A 20,755-nucleotide genomic window follows, 5' to 3' on the forward strand; every position below is an offset into this window, starting at 1 on the left:
ACAAGTCCGTAGGACTTTGTCGACAGTCTGAAACGTCCCAATAATTATTGGGACGTCAATGGAAGTCCCATTCAATCGGAAATAGGACTTAAACATTTAGTAATGGTTTTTACTAAAGTTCGAGTCCTAGCAAATTAATAAAATGACTAAAATATTTGTTGTTGTCGGTAGAGTATTTGCTTGTGTTCTGTTAGTCATTTCAATTTGCTCCTTTCGAATGGTTTTATGAATAAATTTGAATTGTCTAAAAATTTGATAAACTTAATTTACTACATGTCCAGAGGGATGTCAACCGGATTTCTGAAAATTTTTTAATTTCATACATGAAAACGTTTTTAATAATTACATATTTCATTTTTAAAGCAAACAATCATTATAGTCAAAAGCAGTTGCATGCCATGTTACAATATAGAAGACGAAATTTCTGTACGCATACAGAATAGAAAATAGGAGACTTGAAAATGATAACAATCAACAATATTGATCAAATGAATCAATTTGCTGAAATACTGACAAAGCATTTACAACCCAAAGATCTAATTTTATTAAATGGTAATTTAGGTGCAGGAAAGACAACATTAAGTCAATTCATCGGTAAGCATTTAGGAGTGAAACGTACAATTAATTCTCCAACCTTCAATATTATTAAATCTTATAAAGGAACGAACATGAAATTTCATCATATGGATTGCTATCGCTTAGAAGATTCTGATGAAGACTTAGGGTTCGATGAATATTTTGATGATCATGCAGTAACCGTTATTGAATGGAGTACATTTATTCAAGACTTATTGCCAGATAATCATTTAACGATTAATCTTACTACAGTAGATGAAAATAAAAGAGAAATTACAATAGAAGCACAAGGTGCGCATTATGCACAACTGAAGGAGGACGTCACACGTGATTTACTTGCTGCTGGATACATCCAATAAGCCTATGTCGCTTGCAGTGATGCAAGATGAAAATATATTAGTAGAACATACCACAAATATTAAACGTAATCATTCTGTTCAACTGATGCCGGCGATTCAAAAAATCATTGAAGAAGCAGGTATCACTAAAAGAGATATTAATGCAATTATCGTTGCTAAAGGTCCTGGTTCTTACACTGGATTAAGAATTGGTGTTACGACTGCTAAAACGTTAGCTTATGCATTAAATACAGAGTTATATGGCGTTTCATCTTTAGAAGCCTTAGCTGCAACTTTACCTGATACACAGACTGAACAGTTAATTGTTCCCGTGTTTGATGCAAGACGAGAAGCGGTTTATACAGGTATTTATCAATACCAAGAAGGTCAACTTGTTAACTTATTAGAAGACCAATATATGTTGATTACAGATTTAAATGATTATCTGAATCAACAACAACAGCCACACGTTTTTGTCGGTCATGATTTAGAAAATATTACTGAGTTGCTAAATGGACCGATAATTCATCAACTTCCTAAAGCCAGCGTGATGCAAAGTTTAATTACGCAACCAGAAAATATCCATACCTTTAAACCAGACTATCTTAAACTTTCTGAGGCAGAACGCAATTGGTTAAAAACGCAACAGAATTAAATGGCTTGAATATACGATTGATGACTGTAGAGGATGTGCCGAAGGTCTTTGATTTAGAACGCTTGTGTTTTAATGATAGCTCTTGGACTATTGATGCTTTTTATCATGAAGTCGAACGTAATCAGTTTGCACGTTATTTTGTGATGGAATATGAGCAAGAGATTATTGGTTATATCGGTATATGGACCGTCATTGATCAAGCACAAATTACGACAGTTGCGGTAACTGAAAAGATGCGCGGGTATGGATTAGGAAAGTTAATTGTGGAGTATGCGATGAATTTCGCTAGACAAACATGTGAGGTTATGAGTTTAGAAGTACGTATTGAAAACAGCATTGCGCGTCGTGTTTATGAATCATTAGGGTTCAATTACGGCGGCAAACGAAAAAATTATTATGGAGAAGGCGAGGATGCACTCGTAATGTGGGTGGATTTATAATGGAAAAAGATACATTAATTTTAGCAATAGAATCAAGCTGTGATGAAACAAGTGCCAGTGTGATTAAAAATGGCAAAGAAATCTTAAGCAATACTGTGCTGAGTCAAATTGAAAGTCATAAACGTTTCGGCGGCGTGGTCCCTGAAGTAGCGAGCCGTCATCATGTGGAAGGTATCACACAAACGATAGATGAGGCCTTAACAACAGCGCATACAGATATGGAAGCAATAGATGCGGTTGCGGTGACAGAAGGTCCAGGCTTAATCGGTGCACTTTTAATCGGAGTCAATGCAGCAAAAGCATTAGCATATGCATATGATAAACCATTAATCCCGGTGCATCATATTGCAGGTCATATCTATGCGAATAATTTAGAAGAACCATTCGAGTTTCCGTTGATGGCACTGATAGTATCAGGTGGTCATACGGAGTTAGTTTATATGAAAGACCATTTAAACTTTGAAGTTATCGGTGAAACAAGAGACGATGCAGTCGGTGAAGCTTATGATAAAGTGGCACGTACAATCGGCTTGCCGTATCCCGGCGGACCGAAAGTCGATCAACTCGCAACAGAAGGGGAAGATGTCTACGACTTCCCACGTGTATGGCTAGAACCGGATAGTTTTGATTTTAGCTTCAGTGGTTTAAAAAGTGCAGTTATCAATAAGCTGCATAACTTGAAACAAAAGAATGAAGAAATTATTCCTGAAAATGTTGCGGCAAGTTTCCAAAATAGTGTCGTTGAAGTTTTAGTACAAAAGGCGATTAAAGCATGTGAAACGTATCAAGTGAATCAGTTAATAGTCGCAGGTGGTGTTGCAAGCAACAAAGGTTTACGAAAAGCACTTAAAGAAGCATGTGCAGAACATCAGATTAAATTATCAATTCCAAGTCCGAAGTTATGTACTGACAATGCGGCGATGATTGGTGCAGCAGGTCATTATTTATATGAAGCTGGATTAAAAGCTGATTTAGATTTAAATGGTAAAAGCAGTATTGATATTGAAGAATTTTCAGTAGAATAATTGAATAAAAAGAAATATTGATAAAAGAAAAAGTAGAGAAGCGGTTATTTTGCTTCTCTACTTTTTTGTGTTTTTTAATGCATTTTGATAAACAGCATCAGGAAAGTGCATTAAGCGTAATAATTCAATTGCATTACGAGTATCTGCTTTACCTGGTTTGATTTTATAGTCAAAATAAATTTCATCATCTTTAATCGTTTCATTAAAATGATAATTCGCAAAATCCTGTTCAAGTAGTTGTGATAATTCAATATCATGCGTTGCCGCAATGATTCTGTATTCGGGATGTTCTGCAAGGTAATTTAAAACTGATTCAGAAGCAGCAATGCGCTCTGTTGTATTCGTTCCCTTAAATATTTCATCGATAAAGCAATAACAATAAGTGTCTGTTTGATCCATTAAGCGTAAGATAGATTTCAATTCTGCGATGAAGTAACTATCTCCGCTCAGTACATCATCTTGATTCGCCATAGAAGTTAAAATCATACCAGGCTTATATTTGAATTGAGTCGCTAATGCTGTATCAACAGTTTGCGCTAATACTAAATTGAGTGCTACAGCTTTCATGAACGTCGATTTACCTGATGCGTTCGAACCTGTCAGTAAGATATTTCGCTGAATGTTTAAATCATTTGGGACAGGTGTCTCAAGTAAAGGGTGAACCAACGCGTTGAATTCTAATTCAGGTTGTTGTGTGACTTCAGGATGTGTATATGATTCTAAAGTTTCTTGCCATAAAGCAATCGCATAATGATTGTCAATTTCACTGACATAGTCATAACAAGCCATCAGTTCATCTTGATGCTTAGTAAAGGTATTTTGAACTGAATTGAAAATAACATAATCTAACATGAAAGCGAGTTTAATAAATTCTGCCATCGCACCGCCTTCGTTATCAGGTGAAACTTTACCTAGTAGGGGACTGAATCGTTTGGCTTTCGCGAAATGTTTGAAATTCACATCAAGTTCAGGTGCTTGTTCAAGTTGATGAATACGTTCAGCTTTTTTAATGACATTAACAGAATAAAAGGTTGCGTTGATATATTCAGAGTAGTGTTTGGATAATTTACCGCTTAGAAAGATATTCAACACAATCGTAAAGAGTAATATTAATAAGCCTGGGCCCTTTAGAATAGGTACAAGTATCAAACCTATAATAGGAAGCAAAGGACATAGATAATAAATATTTTGCATTTTAATCGGTTTGATTTGATCCGGAAACATTGGGTAAATTGTTTTGCCAATTTGTGATAAATGTACAGACACACTTTGACGAAATGTTTTATGATTTTTGAACTTGTTAATCAAGCTTTGGTTGTTAACTTTAAACATGCCTCGAAGTGTTGCGTATAAGCGCATTTCACCAATAGCGGTGAAATTATAATTGAGTTGTTGAAACACGTCGTCTAAATTTAAATCGGACCATGTTTTATCATCGAGTGTATGTTCATATTGCTGATGATATGTATCGTATTGATAGCGATAATGTTGATTGGGACGTATGAAGCTTTCAGATTTAGCGCGTGCATCCCATAATGAACGTATACGTTGTGCAGCGCGGTATTTTTGGTAGTAAGTGAGTATGATATAAAGCGCTGTAATCACTAGCCACATGAAGATTAAAAATAAGAAAATATTAAGTACACTATCCATGAATAATACCTCTCTATTTATATGAATTATTTATAGTATCTCATAATATTGGGCAGTCGCCAATTTTGATTGAGTTGTTGTTTTGTCAATAGCGAACATGCGTACTTATCAACAATAAGTGAATAACTCGTGGATAAGTGTGGGTAAATAGGTGAATAACTGTGGAAAGTGATGTGAATAGTCTTTAAAATGGTGTCTCTTTACCTGTGGATAAAGTGGATAACTCTGTGGATAGTTGATGTTAAGGGATTTTTAATGTTGATAATTTTGTTAAGGAATTGTAATAAAAGAGGACTAAAAATGAAGTGTTCATTTCTAGTCCTCGGTAACCTTTATGGTTTATATTATTTTTTCTTGTAATTCTTCCCACGTTTCCATAACTTGTTCGAGTTGGTGTTCGATAGTGTCTTTTTCTTCAGCTAACTGTGCAGCTTTTTCTGGATCATTAAATACTTCTGGTTGTGTTAATTGATGATCGATGGTTTCGATTTGTTGTTCGAACTTTTCAATTTCTGCTTCACAGTTTTCAATTTGGCGTTCTAGCTGACGTAGTTCTCTACGCTGTGCTTTTTGATTTTCGTATGAATTCGTATTTTCTTCAGTCGAGATTTGTGCTGCTTGTTGTGCTTCATTTTTTGCGGCAATCGCGGCTTTCTCTTCAGTTTTATCTAAATAATATTGATAATTGCCTGCGTAAACAGTACCGCCATCTGGTTGCATATCGAAAACTTTATTTGCCAGTTGATTAATAAAGTAACGGTCATGTGAAACGAAGATTAAAGTACCTTCAAAATCTTGAAGTGCTTGTTCTAACATTTCTTTAGAATCGATATCTAAGTGGTTGGTAGGCTCGTCAAGGATTAAGACATTATTACGTTCTAACATCAATAATGCCAATTGTAAGCGGGCTTTTTCACCACCTGATAAATCATTGATAATTTTTTTAACATCATCTTGAACAAATAAGAAACGACCTAATACTGCACGTACATCTTTTTCTGGCATGGTAGGGTATTGGTCCCATACATAGTCTAAAATGGTTTTATTAGATTTGAATTCTGCTTGTTTTTGATCGTAGTAACCGACACGTAAATTTGCGCCATGAATAATTTCGCCGCCTAATTTAGGAATACGGTCGGCTACAGTTTTAATGAATGTTGATTTTCCGATACCGTTCGGTCCAATGACTGCTAAATGATTTCCTTTAGTGATTTCCATTGTGATAGGTGCAATCACAGGCTCTGCATAACCGATTTCTAAGTTTCTAATATGGTATACGTCATTACCTGTATTACGATCAAAATCGAATTGGATATTAGCGCTGCGAGCATCTAACATCGGTTTATCGATACGTTCAATTTTTTCTAAAACTTTTCGACGACTTTTAGCCATTCCGCTTGTTGATGCACGTGTGATATTTTTTTCGACAAATGTTTCTAGTCGTTTAATTTCAGCTTGTTGACGTTCGTATTCTTGCATACGTTTTTGATAGTATTGATCACGTTGTGTGATAAATTTACTATAGTTGCCGACATAGTGTTGAACTGCACCGAGTGCGACATCGTAGATTTGGTTGACCGTTTTATCTAAGAAGAAGCGGTCGTGACTGATAATAACGATAGCACCTTTAAAGTAATTCAAATAATCTTCGAGCCATTGTGTTGTTTCCATATCTAAATGGTTGGTCGGCTCATCGAGTAATAATAAATCAGGTTCACTCAATAACATTTGTGCGAGTGACAAACGCGTTTTTTGACCACCGCTGAAATCATTTACTGAACGATTGAAATCTTCTTCGTTAAAATCTAGTCCGTGTAAGACCGTTTTAATCTTGCTTTCAAATTGATACCCCTCTAAGCGTTCAAATTGGTTAGACAAAGCTTCATATCTTGCCATATGGTCTTTGAAAGTCTCAGATTCATATTCATCAGCATGATTGGCTAACCAATTAGTTTCTGCCTGCATTTCTTGTTCCATTTGTTTAAGATACGCAAAAGGTTTAGACATCTCTTCCCATACGGTATGGTCAGTATCTAAGGTCATTTGTTGTGTTAAATAACCGACTTTTAAATTTTTGATTTTCGAGACATTGCCGCTATCATAACCATCCACACCAGCAATGATTTTCATTAATGTTGATTTGCCAGCGCCATTTCTGCCGACAATGCCTATTTTTTCATGACTCTTTACTTCAAAGTGGACATCACTAAAGATTTCTTCCCCGTCGAAGGATTTTGAGACATTGTTTAATTGTAGTAATATCATTCAAATTTATACGAGATTTGTCTATAAATATCTCGTAGTCCTCCTTCCTAAAAAGCGTCGCTTAGTTACTATTATAAGCGCAATTGACATGAATTCCTAACATATCACGCGAAATTAAAAGATTGAATATTTTATCAGAAATTTGTGTCAATACACATTTAATACAGACCATTAATTATGATTTGTTTTAAAAAAATGTGTTCAAAACAAAATTCTAATCGTATAATAGTTAGTACATTGCTGTAATTTACAAATGCAATTATGGATGTTTTAGTGTAATAAAGAGCGTATTCACTAAAATGTTGATAATACAGTCATTCCAATTTCTGAAATCATACGGTATACTTAAATAATAAAAAATGATTCCAGAAACAAGCTGAGTATTGTTGTACAGCATTATTAACTATGATAATACTATAATCTGCTAATAGTCGATAAAATGACTACTTTTCACAACTCCATGGCTAAATTAACATAACTTCATACGATTAAAAGTATAGTTTTATTATGGTTGAACTGAATAAAGTTTGGGATAGTAGTTAGAAAGATTTGGAGGAAAATAAATTGGCTAATCAAAACAATAAAATTCCTCGCGCGACTTTGAAACGATTACCCTTATATTACCGATTCGTGAATACCCTTCAAGAAAAAGGGATAGATAGAGTGAATTCTAAAACAATCAGTGAAGCATTGGATATTGATTCAGCTACCATCAGAAGAGATTTTTCATATTTTGGTGAGCTGGGTAAAAAAGGTTATGGTTACAATGTGGAGAGTTTATTAGAATTCTTTAAAGGCGAAATCAGCGAAAGTGATGTAATTCGTATTGGTTTAGTCGGCGTAGGGAACTTAGGGAAAGCATTGCTTTCATATAACTTCTCAATCCACGATGATATGGTGATTACAGAAGCGTTTGATATTGACGCGGATGTAGTCGGTACGCAAATTGGAAAAGTTGTAGTTAAAGACATGGATGCCATTCATGATATTTTGAAAAAAGGCAATTTAGATGTAGTGATTATCACAACACCTGGAAGAGCAGCACAAGAAGTTGCTGATCAACTTGTCGCTAGTAACGTAAAAGGTATTTTAAACTTTACACCTTCACGTATCGATGTACCTGATAATGTATCAGTACATCATATTGATTTAGGGGTAGAATTACAGTCTTTACTCTTCTTTATGAATAATATGAATCGTAAATAAAGAAAAGGAGTTTGCTTGAATTTTTATTCAATGCAAACTCCTTTTTTAGTTTAGGCTTTTTGAACTGTAATTGTCCAAGAAGCGTCTCCTAATTGTTCGTAATTTGTTACAGGGTAAGATTTTTCAGCTGCCCAGTTTGGGATAGCTTCTGTCGCTTGTGTGCAGTCAAAGTCGATTTTCAATTCGTCTCCGACTTCTAATTCTTCCATTTTCTTCTGTGCTTCGATAAGAGGGAAAGGACAAACCATTCCGACTGTTCCTAGTTCGTATACCATAGATTCATTCTCCTTTGTTTAAAACTTTTTATTCGTTATGGCTATTTTAACTTAATTATGATTGTGTTGCAGGTCTTGAAGCAGTTGTTTTAGCAGGTGCTTTACGTAATGATTTCATTGGTTTAATAAAGATAAAGTAACTCATTAACCAAGTACCTAAAATCATTGATGCAAGAGCAATCCAGCCTTGCCAAGATAATGCTGCTGTTGCAACTAAGCCGTTACCAATTGAGCAACCGCCGGCAACTGAAGCGCCGAATCCCATTAATGCACCGCCGATAACACTATTTCTTAAAGTCTTTTTATCTGGTAATCTCCAAGCAAATTCACGTGAACCTTTAGCTGCAATATAAGATCCGATGAAAATACCTAAGACTAAGAATACACCCCAGTCTAAGAATGATGTTTTACCTGTGATGATAAATTGTACTAAATTTGAAGAAGGTGTAGTGATACCTAAACCACCTTCACGGCCTGCTGAATAACTCATTGGCCAAGCAAGTAACGCTATTAATCCAACAACAATTGCTGCTACGAATGGGTGGAATTTCTTTTCAAAGAAGAAGTGACGTACACCTGTGAATTTTTGTTTTAATTTAGGGACTGCAATTTTCGGTTTAGGTTTACGTACTGTTTTAACAACAAAGAACACTGTAATTGCTGTAATGACAATGACCCAAACCCAAGCAGGAATACCTGTACTTGTTGACATATCTGCATTAACATTAGTTTTTGAATTAAGACCTTCCATCACTGGTTTTAACAATCCTGCTTTAGTAATAGCTGAGAATACTGCATAAGCAACTAAAGCTAACCAGCTGCCGATAAGACCTTCACCAGCACGGTAGTAAGTACCAGTAGCACAACCACCAGCTAATACAATTCCAACACCGAAAACAAATGATCCAACAATTGTTCCGATAATTGGGAATGTTCCGTTATCTAAAGGTTTGCCAATTATCGCTGTGAAAGCTAATAAGCCAATTGCTTGAACAGAAATTGCAATGAGTAAAGCGTAAAACATTTTATTATTTTTTTGAACATACATATCTCTAAATCCGCCGGCTAAACAAAATCGTGTCCGCTGCATTACAAATCCTAGTAAACTCCCCACAATTAGACCGCTGATAATCATCCAAATCATTTAACCCCTCTTTTCCGATAATGTTGATAAGGTTTATCCTAATATACAATTGACCAAATTGCAAGGGTATAATTTTACCCTAAATTATTAATTGATTAAGCACAAGTATTATCTTATAAAATTGATATAAATGTCATAGATAGAAATCCGTATGAAAAAGAGGATAGGTGGGCGTATATAAATATGCTAAAATAAAAGAAATGATGATAAACGTTTAATTAGGAGGACATGGTTGATGCAAGATTGGATAAATGAAGTAGAAACGCAACGAATAGAACAACTACCAGCTGAAAGAATTGCTGAACTCAAAGACAAGTTCGCTTCTTCACCGTATAAACAAACATTCCATTTACAGCCGCCATTTGGTTCAGCGGGTAAACCGAATGGTCTATTATTTGATGGCAAGCATTATTTAATAAGTCATGTATGGTATCCATTTACGATTAATAATGGATTAAGCTATAGTTACGCATATCAAACTCCTGATTTAATACAAAATCCTACAGAACAGATTATGTTAAAACCAGACGGATTATTTGATGATGAGGGGATTAAAGGCGGCAGTGCGATAGAGATCAATCAGCAGACATATTTTATATACTCAGCAAAAAGTAAAGATGCTGTTATTGAAGCACCTTTCACGCAACTGCATGCAGTGAAAAATCATACAGGTGAAATCGAAAAATATGAGCAACCTATCAATTTTGAAGTGCCTGAAGGCTATGTTCAAAATGTACAAGACCCAAAAGTGTTTGAAAAAGATGGAGCACGTTTTGCATTGTTAAGTGCACAAACAGAAAAAGGACAAGGAAGATTATTAGCTTATCATGCTGACGATCTCAATCAATGGCAATTGATTGCACCCGTCCATACAAATCTTTCTCACTTTGGTGATTTTTGGCATGCATCTGATTATTTCACTATGAACGGTTATGACATTTTAACTTTTACAGCTGAAAATACGGAACACGCATTTAAAGCAGGTTACTTAATGGGGCATTTACATTTCCATAACTTTAAGATGAATCATGGCGATTTCAAATTGTGGGATGACGGCTTTGGTTTTGTCTTCCCTCAAACGTTCGAAGATGCTGAAGGTTCGCGTGTCTTAATCGGTTTATTAAAAACAGAAGGCGAATATGAACATTTGCCTGAAATTGCACAAGTTCCTTGTCTTTCTATTCCAAGACAACTTACTATGCACAACGGAAAGATATATCAAACACCACACTCCAGCTTAAAACAATTAAGATATAACGAAGAAACAGCATTAGGTTATGCCAATAAATTTGCGAAACAGCTCCACCCTTATGAAGGCGACAACTTTGAACTGCAGATTGAAATTTTGGAAAATGATGCGACTGAAATCTATTTTGAAGTAAAAGTCTCAAAATGGAATTCGACAAAAGTGACGTATAACACACATTCTCGTTTAGTGACATTAGATTGCAGTGAAAGTGGAGAAGTACCGCTTGCAAATGTTGAAACGAAATGTTCAGTACAATTGAGTCGAGATTTAGAGCATTTACAAATTTTTGTAGACCAGTCTAGTATTGAAGTTTTCTGTAATCATGGTGAGCGTGTTATGTCTTCACGCATTTTCCCTCCAGAGAATAGTAAAGGAATACGTGTAGGTACAGAATCAGGTCAAGCATATTTAAAATTCACGAAATATGATTTGCATGGTATATATGAAGTAGAAGATAACTCGGAGCAATAAATTATAAGTGGAAATATAAAAAGAATAAGTAGAAAAGAAGGGCTGAAATCAATTGCGATTTCAGCCCTGTTTGATTAGATTTTCTTTAAATTTCTTACTGAGATATAACAGTGTTCACCATTTTTAAAGTAGACCTCACGTTCTTTAGATATTACTTCTTCGATGTTATTGCGATTAATGACGTAACTATTGTGACAACGGAAGAAGCGGTCATCTAATTGGCTTAAATCTTTTAAGTTGCCATAAAATTCGATTTGACGATTGTCTAAATGCGCAATTAAACGATGTGATTTTGCCGAGGATTCAAAGAACATGACATCATCGTAATTAACATAGACTGAGTTACTGCCACGTTTTAACTCAATTGTTTCGAGACTAGATTCTTTTGAAAGCAACTGTAGTCTCGTCAATGCAGTTTCGATACAATCAATAATTCGAGATTTCATTTCTGAAGGGTCATCTTTAAAAATAAAGTCCATGGCTGCTACTTTATAAACGAAAGTAAGATAAGTGAGTTCACTGTGGCTAGTAATAAAGATAATACTGCCGACAGAATCATAGTTTCTAAGTTCGCTGCCAAGCTTAATACCGTTAATATCAGAATCTAACTGAATATCTAAGAAGTAACAACAAATCTCATTTGTAGCTTTAGCGAATTCTAATACCTCATAAGGATCACCCGTTGAGAGCGCCACTTCTAAAGGTTTTTCTTCAATCATAATATAATTTTCAATGATGGATTCAATGTGTTCACGCTGTTGTACATCATCTTCGCATATAATAATCTTCACGTTTATTTCACATCCTCGTGCTCTGTATTCATGATTTCAAGTTTTTGTATAAAGTAATGATTTTCAATCACAGTATCTAATAAGACATTATCCGTTTGATCAATAATTTCTCTTAAAGTTGATAGCCCTAAACCTCGATTTGGACCTTTAGTTGAGAAGTTCTCTTTAAATAGTTCATGAACTTTAGGGATATCTTTAGCACACTTATTCATCACAATAATCATCACGGCATCCTTATTTTTCATAAAGCCGATTTGAATTAAAGGATCATCGATTTCAGTGGAAGCCTCAATTGCATTATCCAAAATAATCCCCATTACTCTCGATAAGTCAATCATGTCTAATGAAATATGATGTATCTCATCAGGTACTTCAACACTTACTCTAATATTATTTTCTTGTGCTTGAATAATTTTAGTCGTCAACAAACCTTTTAACTCTCGAATTTGTAAACGTTCGAGTCCATTGATTTTAAAAGAATTCGTCTGCATATTATCTTTAAGTGGAACAATATGTTCCTCAAAATAAGCTCTTAAACCAGGCATATCGTCATCACGAATGTACTCAGACATGGAAAGTAATATGTTCACATAATCATGTCTGAACTTGCGCATATCATTATTAATCTTTTCAATACGTAACGTGTATTTATAATAATTCTCTATTTCTTCAACTTGTCTCTTATACTTCATTTCTCGTAATACCGTGAAGCTGATTACTAACACTAAAACAACTACGGCGAGAATGAAAGCAACATAAACTAGAACTACAAGTTTAAAGGATTCGCTAGAATTAATGTTAGAAGGCATTAATACATATATGACAATAAAAGTAGCTACTAAAAAGGTAGTAACTGTTCCTATATAAAACTTATTACTAGATAAATAAGATGTTCTTAACTTTTTAATTAAAAATCTAACTGCATAGGCTAAGAGTATAGAAACCACTGTAAATGTTATTAAGTAAAGAACATTTATAAATATTCTTTTAGGATCGTATGCATCAAGCAGTATAAAAACAGACATGGCAGAAAGGTTACCTAAATATAAAATTAGGACACTTCCTACCATTGTCAGCAAAGAGTATAATTTTATTTTTTTGTATAAATAGATTGCGGTAAGTAATATCACGATAAATAGTGCATATTTACCAATGATAATATATGAAAAACTTCCCAATATATTTATCGCTATAAGTATAGCTATTTCTTTATAAGAGTAGCATAAGTTCAAAATAATTTTAGCGATTAAAAAGAGTAAGATACCTTGATAAGTCGCTATAAACATACCGTTTAATAATTCCATGTTATACACACTTTCTTATACAATGAAGATTGTACTCTTTAGATTTTAGTTATCTTCTTCTAATAATTCTCTTGGTACTTCAGTTTCATCGAAGTAACCCCAACATGGGTTATACTTAGCTAAGTTTCCAATTTTCTCAAAGATAAAAGCGAATAATTTAAAGATACCATTTAATAAGTCCATTACAATACATCCTTTCTGTTTTTAGGGAAAAATATTGGCAATTGTGAACCGCCTTGTAATGTGATACCTAGCAAAATCATTTGTTGGTAAGCATTAGGAACAAGGAATGAAATTGCAAACATTAATGTTGCAAGAATGATTGCCGTGATTTTCTTTTTCTTAATCAGTCGTGTGGGAATTGGTTGCTTAACTGTAGCAGCAGGTGCATAAATACAAAGTAAAATGACTGCGATTGCTGCAAGAGTAATCATAATGTTGATTGGTACATGATACGTTGCTAAGAGCCATGGCAACATTACGAATAAAACAATACTTTCTATATAGCATGCAAGTGTTGATTTGGCATGCGCACCGTGTGCAAAGTGTCGGATAATAAAATAGCTTAAATGAACAGTTAGTGTGTATAAGAAAACATGGAATAGAAGAGCAAGTCCATAAACGACAATCGTTTTGAAAAGGTTATTGAAAAAGACTTCTAGGCCAAGCTTTATTTTTAAATAAGCGATACGGTCTAGATTGTTTCTTTTTTGAAGGGCTTGAGCCCAACGATCAACCTGCCTATAAAAAGCCTTTTGCATAGCCTCACTCTCCTCACTGACATTATACAACTAAAAAGGATATTTTATTGATTCATTGCCTAACTGTTCGTTTTTTATTCCAAACTGTAGAAAATCTACTATTATCGTCATTTTAACATATATTTATAGACAGTTATGATTGAAATATCATAAGTTAGGGATTATTTAACATTAACTTTAGAAATGATGTTTTAATGAAGATGTATCACAGAGATGTGATAAGAATTCAGGTAACATATTACATAAACATATCGTGTTTGAAGTCAATGTGGTTACCTTACTTCATCTTAATATTTCAAAGAAATTGGTTTATGGCATCGTTAATATTCTTCGTAGGTCTAACATGCCTTAGACTAACTGATCATCCTATATTGAAAAGAAAGGGGGCAATACACATGGCAGGAGATATCGTAGGCACTATCGGTGAATTCGTAAAATTAATCATCGAAACAGTTCAAAAATTCACTCAAAAATAATTCCTTATTTATTGTCCTTTGAGTATAAGCACTAAATTGTTTAATCCTTAAAGCAGGAATCGGTGTTTGTCCTTGCATTGATTCCTGCATCTCTCATATATGTATATCGGAAATGAAGCGTTCGGTATGCATATCATTGTAGTTAAATTATCGTGAGTAACATTAAATTTATCAAATATCGGTAAATTCACTAAATTTTTTTCATAATTAATAACATCCCCAAAAATAGATAGAAAAATAACTGTAAACATTCCCTTAATAATAAGTAAAACCCATGAGTTCCTCCCAAACTCATGGGTTATTTTTATTGATCATATTTATAAAGGTGAGGGCGTCTATTATCAAAGACAGGAATATTTTGTCGTTGCTGCTTAACTTCATCAAGATTAATATCTACAGTTAAGACTTCTTCTTCAGTTCCTGCTTCAGCTAAGATTTCTCCATTCGGATTAATCACAAGAGAATGACCCGCGTATTCTGTGCCACCATCTTTTTCAAAACCGCAAGTATTACAAGCGATAACGAAGATATCATTTTCAATCGCTCGGCTTTGGAGCAAAGTACGCCAATGATTTAAACGTGCCATTGGCCATTCAGCTACATAGAATAAAATATCTGCACCTTCAATAGAAGGGTGTCGTGCAATTTCAGGGAATCGTAAGTCATAGCAAATGATTTGTGACGCACGCACTTGTTCATTGAGGTAAAAGACATAAGGAACAGTTTCACCGCCAGTTAAGTATAAATGCTCATCTAACATAGGAACGAGATGTACTTTATCATATTGATAAATCAATTCGCCTTGTGCGTTAACTGTGAATGCAGTATTAAAAGTATTGCCTTTTTTCTTATTAGAAACTGATCCAGCAACAATTGTAACGTTATAAGCACGGCTTAGCTTTTGAATGAATGATAGACTCTCTTTTAAATCATCATCTGATAAAGTAGATAATTGTTCTAGTGCGTAACTGTTATTCCACATTTCAGGTAAAACAGCGACGTCTGTATCAGATTCAAGGTGTTTTGAAAATAGTGATTCAATCTTATCTTGGTTAGCTTTCGCATTACCATGTGCAAGATTGAATTGAAATAGTTGAACTTTCATTGATAATCCTCTCCATTCTTTTATTAATATTACTGTACTAAAGTACGTTATGAATTTCCAATATTGATAATAATCTGATATTTAAGTGCTTTATTTGGATTATTACAAATTATTAAGTATATTAACACTTCTTTTCATTCTAATATACATATAGAATTTAAAGATAAGTTCTTATATACTTAAGTTGATTGCTATATTTGATAAAAGGAGGTGCGTTAAAATGAAAAAGAAAGTATACAAAAAATTAACATTGACCATCGCTGCAACTGGGTTGCTATTACCAAGTACAGTAACACATGCCGCAGAACAAACACAAAGTAATCAACAAGTACCTGTTTCAAAACAAACAGAAACAACTAAAACACAATCAGATGGTTTAAATAATCAAAGCGCGCCTGAAGAAGAAACGTTAACTCAAAGTCCGAGTGACACTTCAAATGAAAGTACTTCATCTAGTGTTCAGCCAAACCAACAGAGTGATACTACAACACAAAAAGAAGACCAAACAACAACACAATCAAATAATACATCGACAAATGAGGAGACAAATACAACACAAGAAGACACTTCACAAGATACAACAAAACCTCAACCAAACGATCAACCTGGAGGCAGTTCAACAGGTGCAGAAAGTTCAGACAACCCAAATGACAGCAGTAATAATACTGAAACCCAACCCGAACCTACAAATCCAGAAGAAAAACCATCTTCAGGCGATAATACAGAAAAACCTGAAGATAATAGTGAAAATGATAAAGGACAAGGTGGCGGTACGATTCCACAAAGAGGAGAGGGCGGTTCACATCCAGTTGAACCATCACCTGAAAAACCTGTGCCAGACGAACCAACACCAGAGGAGCCTGAACCAGGAGAACCATCAATGCCAGATGGACCCACTACACCAGAAACACCAGAACAAGGCCCATCAGACAATAATTTACCAAGCAACAATAAATCTGGACAAAATTCATATCAACCGAATCAACAAGTCACGCCAACTTCAAGCTATCATCCATCAGCTGACTATATACCGAACAGTTCTAATTTCGCTTCGGCAACACCTTCTTTAAATGGAGGCTTAAATGAACAGCAAGCTTCGGATGAAGTAATGCCTTTTTCAAATTTAGGTTTAATTGGTGACCGTTATGGCCATTTGATTACAGGGTCATTTAGATATAATCCGTTTATTGTTCATCAAGTGGGTATGATCAGTGATGATACGCAGTCTACTGAAGATGATGTTCATGCAGTGTTGCAACCGCAAAATTTTAGTAATAATAGTAATTTAAATAATTTACAGCAAAGTACGGGCTATTTCAAATATCAGTATTTCAGTCCTATGAGAGCGCAACAATATTATGCAAATCTAGACTTGCAAATTTTAGGATTAGTAACAAGTGACTTAGGCTCAATGCCAGATTTAAAAGAAGTAAAACGAGATAAGCATGCTGAAGCTAAACAGACAACCAAACCTTCAGAAGATACAAAACAAAATGCAGATAAAGCGAAAAAGAAACAAGAAGAAAAAACAACTGATAATCAGAAATACCCACGCTTACTCAACACTTTGTTAATTGTATTCGGGGTTGCATTTATCTGGTGTATTGTATTAATGATTATGAAACGAAAGAAGCAATAATATAGTATTTAGATTAGTAACTATATTAATAGAACCTAATTCAAAAAAATCACGCAACAAGTTCGAGAGTAACCTGTTGCGTGATTTTTTAATATCCAATCATATGAAAAATAAATGATACAGATTCTTGCATTTTTTTAAGATCGTCTGCGAATAATAATTGAATGACGACCACGTAACTATTCATGAAGATATGAATTAAAATGGGCACGGCAATACGCTTGGTGTAAACATAAAAACCAGCTAAAATAAAGCCCATACCAAAATAAATTAAAATAAAGTTTGGGTCGTTATGTGCCATAGCGAATAATGCTGAGCTGACTGTGCCAGCAATGATAAAACGTATGACTTTATTACCTCTAAGAATATTGAAAATCTCACCGAAGATAACCTTTCTGAATACGAATTCTTCTAAGAAAGGTCCAGCAATTGCCACGAGTACAATGAAAATAGGCGCTTCTTGAATAATTTTCATAATGCCGGTTGTATTCGGGCTTGGCTGATCGATTTTAAATACAAAATGATTTAATAGAGAAGCAATAATTTGATATAACAGTACGACAATGAGCCCTACAATGGCCCAAAGAATGACATAACGTTTTTGGACTTTCGGTTGTAATTCTAAACGTGTTTTGTTTTTGATTTTATAATTCATCCACAAAATGACCAATGCTGCTAAAATCATTAAAATGACTTGTGTGTATGATGTCGTAAGCATAAGTTGTTTGCCTTTAAAATGATCAAACAAACCAGCACGATACAACATCTGTGGACCGAACAATGCAAGTCCATAAACGATCAAGGTTAGGATTGAAAACCATAGTCGTGACATAATGTAACTCCTCCATACTATCTAGTTGCTATATTCATTTTAAACTAAAAGTTTGTGCGAGGAAAATAAAATTCTAATTGCTTGATGTATTGACCAATTTTGATTAATATAGAAAGTGGATTAGCACTCAGGATATGAGAGTGCTAAACAAAACTTGATATGTAAATAAATCAAATATGAAATAAACAATTGCAACAGATTAGAGGAGGAACGACCATGCTTAAACCATTAGGGAATCGCGTGATAATTCAAAGAGTTGAAAGTGAACAAACAACTAAGAGCGGAATCGTATTAACTGATAAAGCGAAAGAAAAATCTAATGAAGGTAAAGTTATCGCAGTCGGACCAGGCAGAACTTTAGATAATGGTACTGTTATTACGCCTGAAGTTAAAGAAGGCGACACTGTGGTATTTGAACAATATGCCGGAAGTGAAGTACAAGTCGGTGAAGACAAATACCTTGTTATCAGTGAAGAAGAAATTCTAGCTATCGTACAATAATACATCAATCATAACAAATAACAGGAGGCTATAAACATATGGCTAAAGAAATAAAATTTTCTGAAGATGCACGTCAATCAATGCTTCGCGGTGTAGATCAACTTGCGAATGCAGTCAAAGTAACAATCGGACCTAAAGGTCGTAACGTGGTGCTAGACAAAGAATTTACTGCACCTTTAATTACAAATGACGGGGTAACGATTGCGAAAGAAATTGAACTTGAAGATCCATATGAAAATATGGGTGCAAAATTAGTGCAAGAAGTTGCGAATAAAACAAATGAAATTGCTGGTGACGGTACAACAACAGCTACAGTACTTGCACAAGCAATGATTCAAGAAGGATTAAAAAACGTAACAAGCGGTGCGAACCCTGTTGGTTTACGTAAAGGTATCGATTTAGCAGTAGGCGAAGCGGTACAAGCTTTGCATGATCAATCTCAAAAAGTTGAAAATAAAAATGAAATTGCACAAGTTGGTGCTATTTCAGCAGCTGATGAAGAAATCGGTCGATACATTTCAGAAGCAATGGATAAAGTTGGTAATGACGGTGTTATCAGTATTGAAGAATCAAACGGCTTCAACACAGAATTAGACGTAGTTGAAGGTATGCAATTTGATAGAGGTTACCAATCTCCATATATGGTAACTGACTCTGAAAAAATGGAAGCTGTATTAGAACGTCCATATATCTTAGTGACTGATAAAAAAATCAGCTCATTCCAAGATATCCTTCCATTATTAGAACAAATTGTTCAATCTAATCGCCCAATTTTAATCATTGCTGACGAAGTAGAAGGCGATGCTTTAACAAACATCGTATTAAACCGTATGCGTGGAACATTTACTGCAGTCGCAGTTAAAGCACCAGGTTTCGGTGATCGTCGTAAATCAATGTTAGAAGACATTTCAATTTTAACAGGTGCACAGTTCATCACTGATGACTTAGGTTATGACTTGAAAGATGCATCTATTGATATGTTAGGTACAGCGAATAAAGTGGAAGTTACTAAAGACAATACAACAATTGTTAACGGTGACGGAGATAAAAATTCTATCGATGCACGTGTATCACAAATCAAATCACAAATTGAAGAAACTAACTCAGATTTCGACCGTGAAAAATTACAAGAACGTTTAGCTAAATTAACTGGCGGCGTAGCAGTAATTAAAGTCGGTGCTGCAAGTGAAACAGAATTAAAAGAACGTAAATTACGTATCGAAGACGCATTGAACTCTACACGTGCAGCAGTAGAAGAAGGTATTGTTGCTGGTGGCGGTACTGCATTAGTGAATGTATACAAACGTGTCAGCGAAATTGAAGCTGAAGGTGATGTTGAAACAGGTATTAATATCGTCTTAAAAGCATTAGAAGCACCTGTACGTCAAATTGCTGAAAATGCTGGTTTAGAAGGTTCAATTATCGTTGAAAAATTAAAACATGCAGATCCAGGTGTTGGTTACAACGCAGCTACTGGTGAATGGGTGAATATGTTAGATGCAGGTATCGTAGACCCTACAAAAGTAACACGTTCAGCATTACAAAATGCCGCAAGTGTAGCAGCAATGTTCTTAACAACAGAAGCTGTAGTAGCTAAAATTCCTGAAGAAAATAATGATGCAGGCAACCCAGGAATGGGCATGCCAGGCATGATGTAAGAGATATCATAAATAAAGCAGTTTAATTCATCAACTGCTATCAATAGAAAAGGCGCTTCATTAGTATGTATAGCTAATGAAGCGTCTTTTTTGGGCTCTCTGTCAAATAGGACTGGTGAGCTAAAGCACAGAGATTGAGCAGCATAAAGTTGCTTGCTCTCTTTTTTGGATTAGCTGCAAAAAGATTTGTACTTAAAATGATACGACTGCGTAAATCACCAAAATTCCTATAACCAAAAGATATTCTCTGTATCAGCTTTATTTTAGTATTTATTCCCTCAAGTGGACCGTTGGTCAAGTTACTGTATTCAAAAGTATTTTCTATCAATTTATTGTACTTTCTTAGTGTTTTAACAACTGTTTGAAGTTTAGGAGCAACGCTATTGATTTC

Annotated in this window: 20 protein-coding genes and 1 pseudogene; 10 read left to right on the top strand and 11 right to left on the bottom strand. The window is 34.7% G+C overall.

Annotation, left to right across the window (positions count from 1 at the left end):
• Positions 1-461: 461 nt before the first annotated feature.
• The 4 genes from tsaE to tsaD are packed head-to-tail and all read left to right on the top strand — an operon-like array spanning position 462 to position 3,034.
• Complete coding sequence (tsaE, locus tag HMPREF3031_RS11250; protein WP_002481733.1) at positions 462-935, top strand: tRNA (adenosine(37)-N6)-threonylcarbamoyltransferase complex ATPase subunit type 1 TsaE; 474 nt, start codon at positions 462-464, stop codon at positions 933-935.
• Positions 904-1,569, top strand: a complete 666-nt coding sequence (tsaB, locus tag HMPREF3031_RS11255; RefSeq protein ID WP_002481732.1) for a tRNA (adenosine(37)-N6)-threonylcarbamoyltransferase complex dimerization subunit type 1 TsaB — start codon at positions 904-906, stop codon at positions 1,567-1,569. Before tsaE ends, tsaB begins: the two co-directional genes overlap by 32 nt.
• A gap of 20 nt (positions 1,570-1,589) precedes the next feature.
• The gene (gene rimI / locus HMPREF3031_RS11260) at positions 1,590-2,009 is read left to right on the top strand and encodes a ribosomal protein S18-alanine N-acetyltransferase (protein ID WP_096754679.1); all 420 of its coding nucleotides are present in this window, start codon (positions 1,590-1,592) and stop codon (positions 2,007-2,009) included.
• Entirely contained in the window at positions 2,009-3,034 is a 1,026-nt protein-coding gene (gene tsaD / locus HMPREF3031_RS11265; protein ID WP_002481730.1) for a tRNA (adenosine(37)-N6)-threonylcarbamoyltransferase complex transferase subunit TsaD, read from the top strand. Before rimI ends, tsaD begins: the two co-directional genes overlap by 1 nt.
• Before the next feature lie 57 nt (positions 3,035-3,091).
• Here the strand turns inward: tsaD and HMPREF3031_RS11270 are convergent, their stop codons facing one another.
• On the bottom strand, positions 3,092-4,687 hold the full coding sequence (locus HMPREF3031_RS11270) for a MutS-related protein (protein ID WP_002481729.1): 1,596 nt from the start codon (positions 4,685-4,687) through the stop codon (positions 3,092-3,094).
• 339 nt (positions 4,688-5,026) lie between these two features.
• Complete coding sequence (locus HMPREF3031_RS11275) at positions 5,027-6,952, bottom strand: ABC-F family ATP-binding cassette domain-containing protein (protein WP_002481728.1); 1,926 nt, start codon at positions 6,950-6,952, stop codon at positions 5,027-5,029.
• Between the two features lie 564 nt (positions 6,953-7,516).
• Here HMPREF3031_RS11275 and HMPREF3031_RS11280 point away from each other — a divergent pair.
• Positions 7,517-8,158 carry a redox-sensing transcriptional repressor Rex gene (locus HMPREF3031_RS11280; RefSeq protein ID WP_002481727.1) on the top strand — a complete coding sequence of 214 codons (642 nt, stop codon included), beginning with the start codon at positions 7,517-7,519 and terminating at the stop codon, positions 8,156-8,158.
• A 50-nt stretch (positions 8,159-8,208) separates the two neighbouring features.
• Here HMPREF3031_RS11280 and HMPREF3031_RS11285 read toward each other — a convergent pair whose 3' ends face one another.
• Together HMPREF3031_RS11285 and HMPREF3031_RS11290 are read right to left on the bottom strand one after the other, a co-directional pair.
• On the bottom strand, positions 8,209-8,433 hold the full coding sequence (locus HMPREF3031_RS11285; RefSeq protein ID WP_002481726.1) for a sulfurtransferase TusA family protein: 225 nt from the start codon (positions 8,431-8,433) through the stop codon (positions 8,209-8,211).
• Between the two features lie 55 nt (positions 8,434-8,488).
• On the bottom strand, positions 8,489-9,577 hold the full coding sequence (locus HMPREF3031_RS11290) for a YeeE/YedE family protein (protein ID WP_002481725.1): 1,089 nt from the start codon (positions 9,575-9,577) through the stop codon (positions 8,489-8,491).
• A 235-nt stretch (positions 9,578-9,812) separates the two neighbouring features.
• Between HMPREF3031_RS11290 and HMPREF3031_RS11295 the strand changes: the two genes are divergently transcribed.
• Complete coding sequence (locus tag HMPREF3031_RS11295) at positions 9,813-11,297, top strand: GH32 C-terminal domain-containing protein (RefSeq protein WP_070724954.1); 1,485 nt, start codon at positions 9,813-9,815, stop codon at positions 11,295-11,297.
• 74 nt (positions 11,298-11,371) lie between these two features.
• Here HMPREF3031_RS11295 and agrA read toward each other — a convergent pair whose 3' ends face one another.
• From agrA to HMPREF3031_RS11315, 4 genes are read right to left on the bottom strand one after another with little or no spacing between them, the layout of a single operon-like run.
• Positions 11,372-12,088 (bottom strand): quorum-sensing response regulator AgrA, encoded by a 717-nt coding sequence (gene agrA, locus HMPREF3031_RS11300; protein ID WP_002481723.1) that lies wholly within the window; start codon positions 12,086-12,088, stop codon positions 11,372-11,374.
• A 2-nt stretch (positions 12,089-12,090) separates the two neighbouring features.
• The gene (gene agrC, locus HMPREF3031_RS11305; protein WP_002481722.1) at positions 12,091-13,392 is read right to left on the bottom strand and encodes a quorum-sensing sensor histidine kinase AgrC; all 1,302 of its coding nucleotides are present in this window, start codon (positions 13,390-13,392) and stop codon (positions 12,091-12,093) included.
• A 45-nt stretch (positions 13,393-13,437) separates the two neighbouring features.
• Positions 13,438-13,575, bottom strand: a complete 138-nt coding sequence (agrD, locus tag HMPREF3031_RS11310) for a cyclic lactone autoinducer peptide AgrD (protein WP_002481721.1) — start codon at positions 13,573-13,575, stop codon at positions 13,438-13,440.
• A complete protein-coding gene (locus tag HMPREF3031_RS11315; RefSeq protein WP_002481720.1) occupies positions 13,575-14,153 on the bottom strand; it encodes an accessory gene regulator AgrB in 579 nt (192 codons plus the stop codon). The genes agrD and HMPREF3031_RS11315 overlap by 1 nt, the downstream gene beginning before the upstream one ends.
• Before the next feature lie 311 nt (positions 14,154-14,464).
• Here HMPREF3031_RS11315 and HMPREF3031_RS13555 point away from each other — a divergent pair, with 311 nt between their 5' ends.
• A complete protein-coding gene (locus tag HMPREF3031_RS13555) occupies positions 14,465-14,629 on the top strand; it encodes a delta-lysin family phenol-soluble modulin (protein ID WP_158257062.1) in 165 nt (54 codons plus the stop codon).
• 304 nt (positions 14,630-14,933) lie between these two features.
• Here HMPREF3031_RS13555 and HMPREF3031_RS11320 read toward each other — a convergent pair whose 3' ends face one another.
• Positions 14,934-15,734 carry a carbon-nitrogen family hydrolase gene (locus HMPREF3031_RS11320; RefSeq protein ID WP_002481719.1) on the bottom strand — a complete coding sequence of 267 codons (801 nt, stop codon included), beginning with the start codon at positions 15,732-15,734 and terminating at the stop codon, positions 14,934-14,936.
• Between the two features lie 220 nt (positions 15,735-15,954).
• On the opposite strand from HMPREF3031_RS11320, the gene HMPREF3031_RS11325 reads away from it, so the two are divergent.
• Positions 15,955-17,373: an SdrH family protein gene (locus HMPREF3031_RS11325; protein WP_070724957.1), complete on the top strand. Its 1,419-nt coding sequence runs from the start codon at positions 15,955-15,957 to the stop codon at positions 17,371-17,373.
• Positions 17,374-17,461: 88 nt separating this feature from the next.
• On the opposite strand, the gene mroQ is transcribed toward HMPREF3031_RS11325, so the two are convergent.
• The gene (gene mroQ / locus HMPREF3031_RS11330) at positions 17,462-18,205 is read right to left on the bottom strand and encodes an intramembrane glutamic endopeptidase MroQ (protein WP_002481717.1); all 744 of its coding nucleotides are present in this window, start codon (positions 18,203-18,205) and stop codon (positions 17,462-17,464) included.
• Between the two features lie 216 nt (positions 18,206-18,421).
• Here mroQ and groES point away from each other — a divergent pair, with 216 nt between their 5' ends.
• Both groES and groL read left to right on the top strand, forming a co-directional pair.
• A complete protein-coding gene (groES, locus tag HMPREF3031_RS11335) occupies positions 18,422-18,706 on the top strand; it encodes a co-chaperone GroES (RefSeq protein ID WP_002481716.1) in 285 nt (94 codons plus the stop codon).
• A gap of 38 nt (positions 18,707-18,744) precedes the next feature.
• Positions 18,745-20,364, top strand: coding sequence for a chaperonin GroEL (gene groL / locus HMPREF3031_RS11340; RefSeq protein ID WP_002481715.1), 1,620 nt, complete (start codon positions 18,745-18,747; stop codon positions 20,362-20,364).
• A gap of 160 nt (positions 20,365-20,524) precedes the next feature.
• Here the strand turns inward: groL and HMPREF3031_RS11345 are convergent.
• Positions 20,525-20,755 (bottom strand): annotated as a pseudogene (locus HMPREF3031_RS11345) (transposase); the annotation flags it as partial.

The sequence above is a fragment of the Staphylococcus sp. HMSC072B07 genome (assembly GCF_001815505.1).
In the GTDB taxonomy this organism is placed as follows: Bacteria; Bacillota; Bacilli; order Staphylococcales; family Staphylococcaceae; genus Staphylococcus; species Staphylococcus simulans.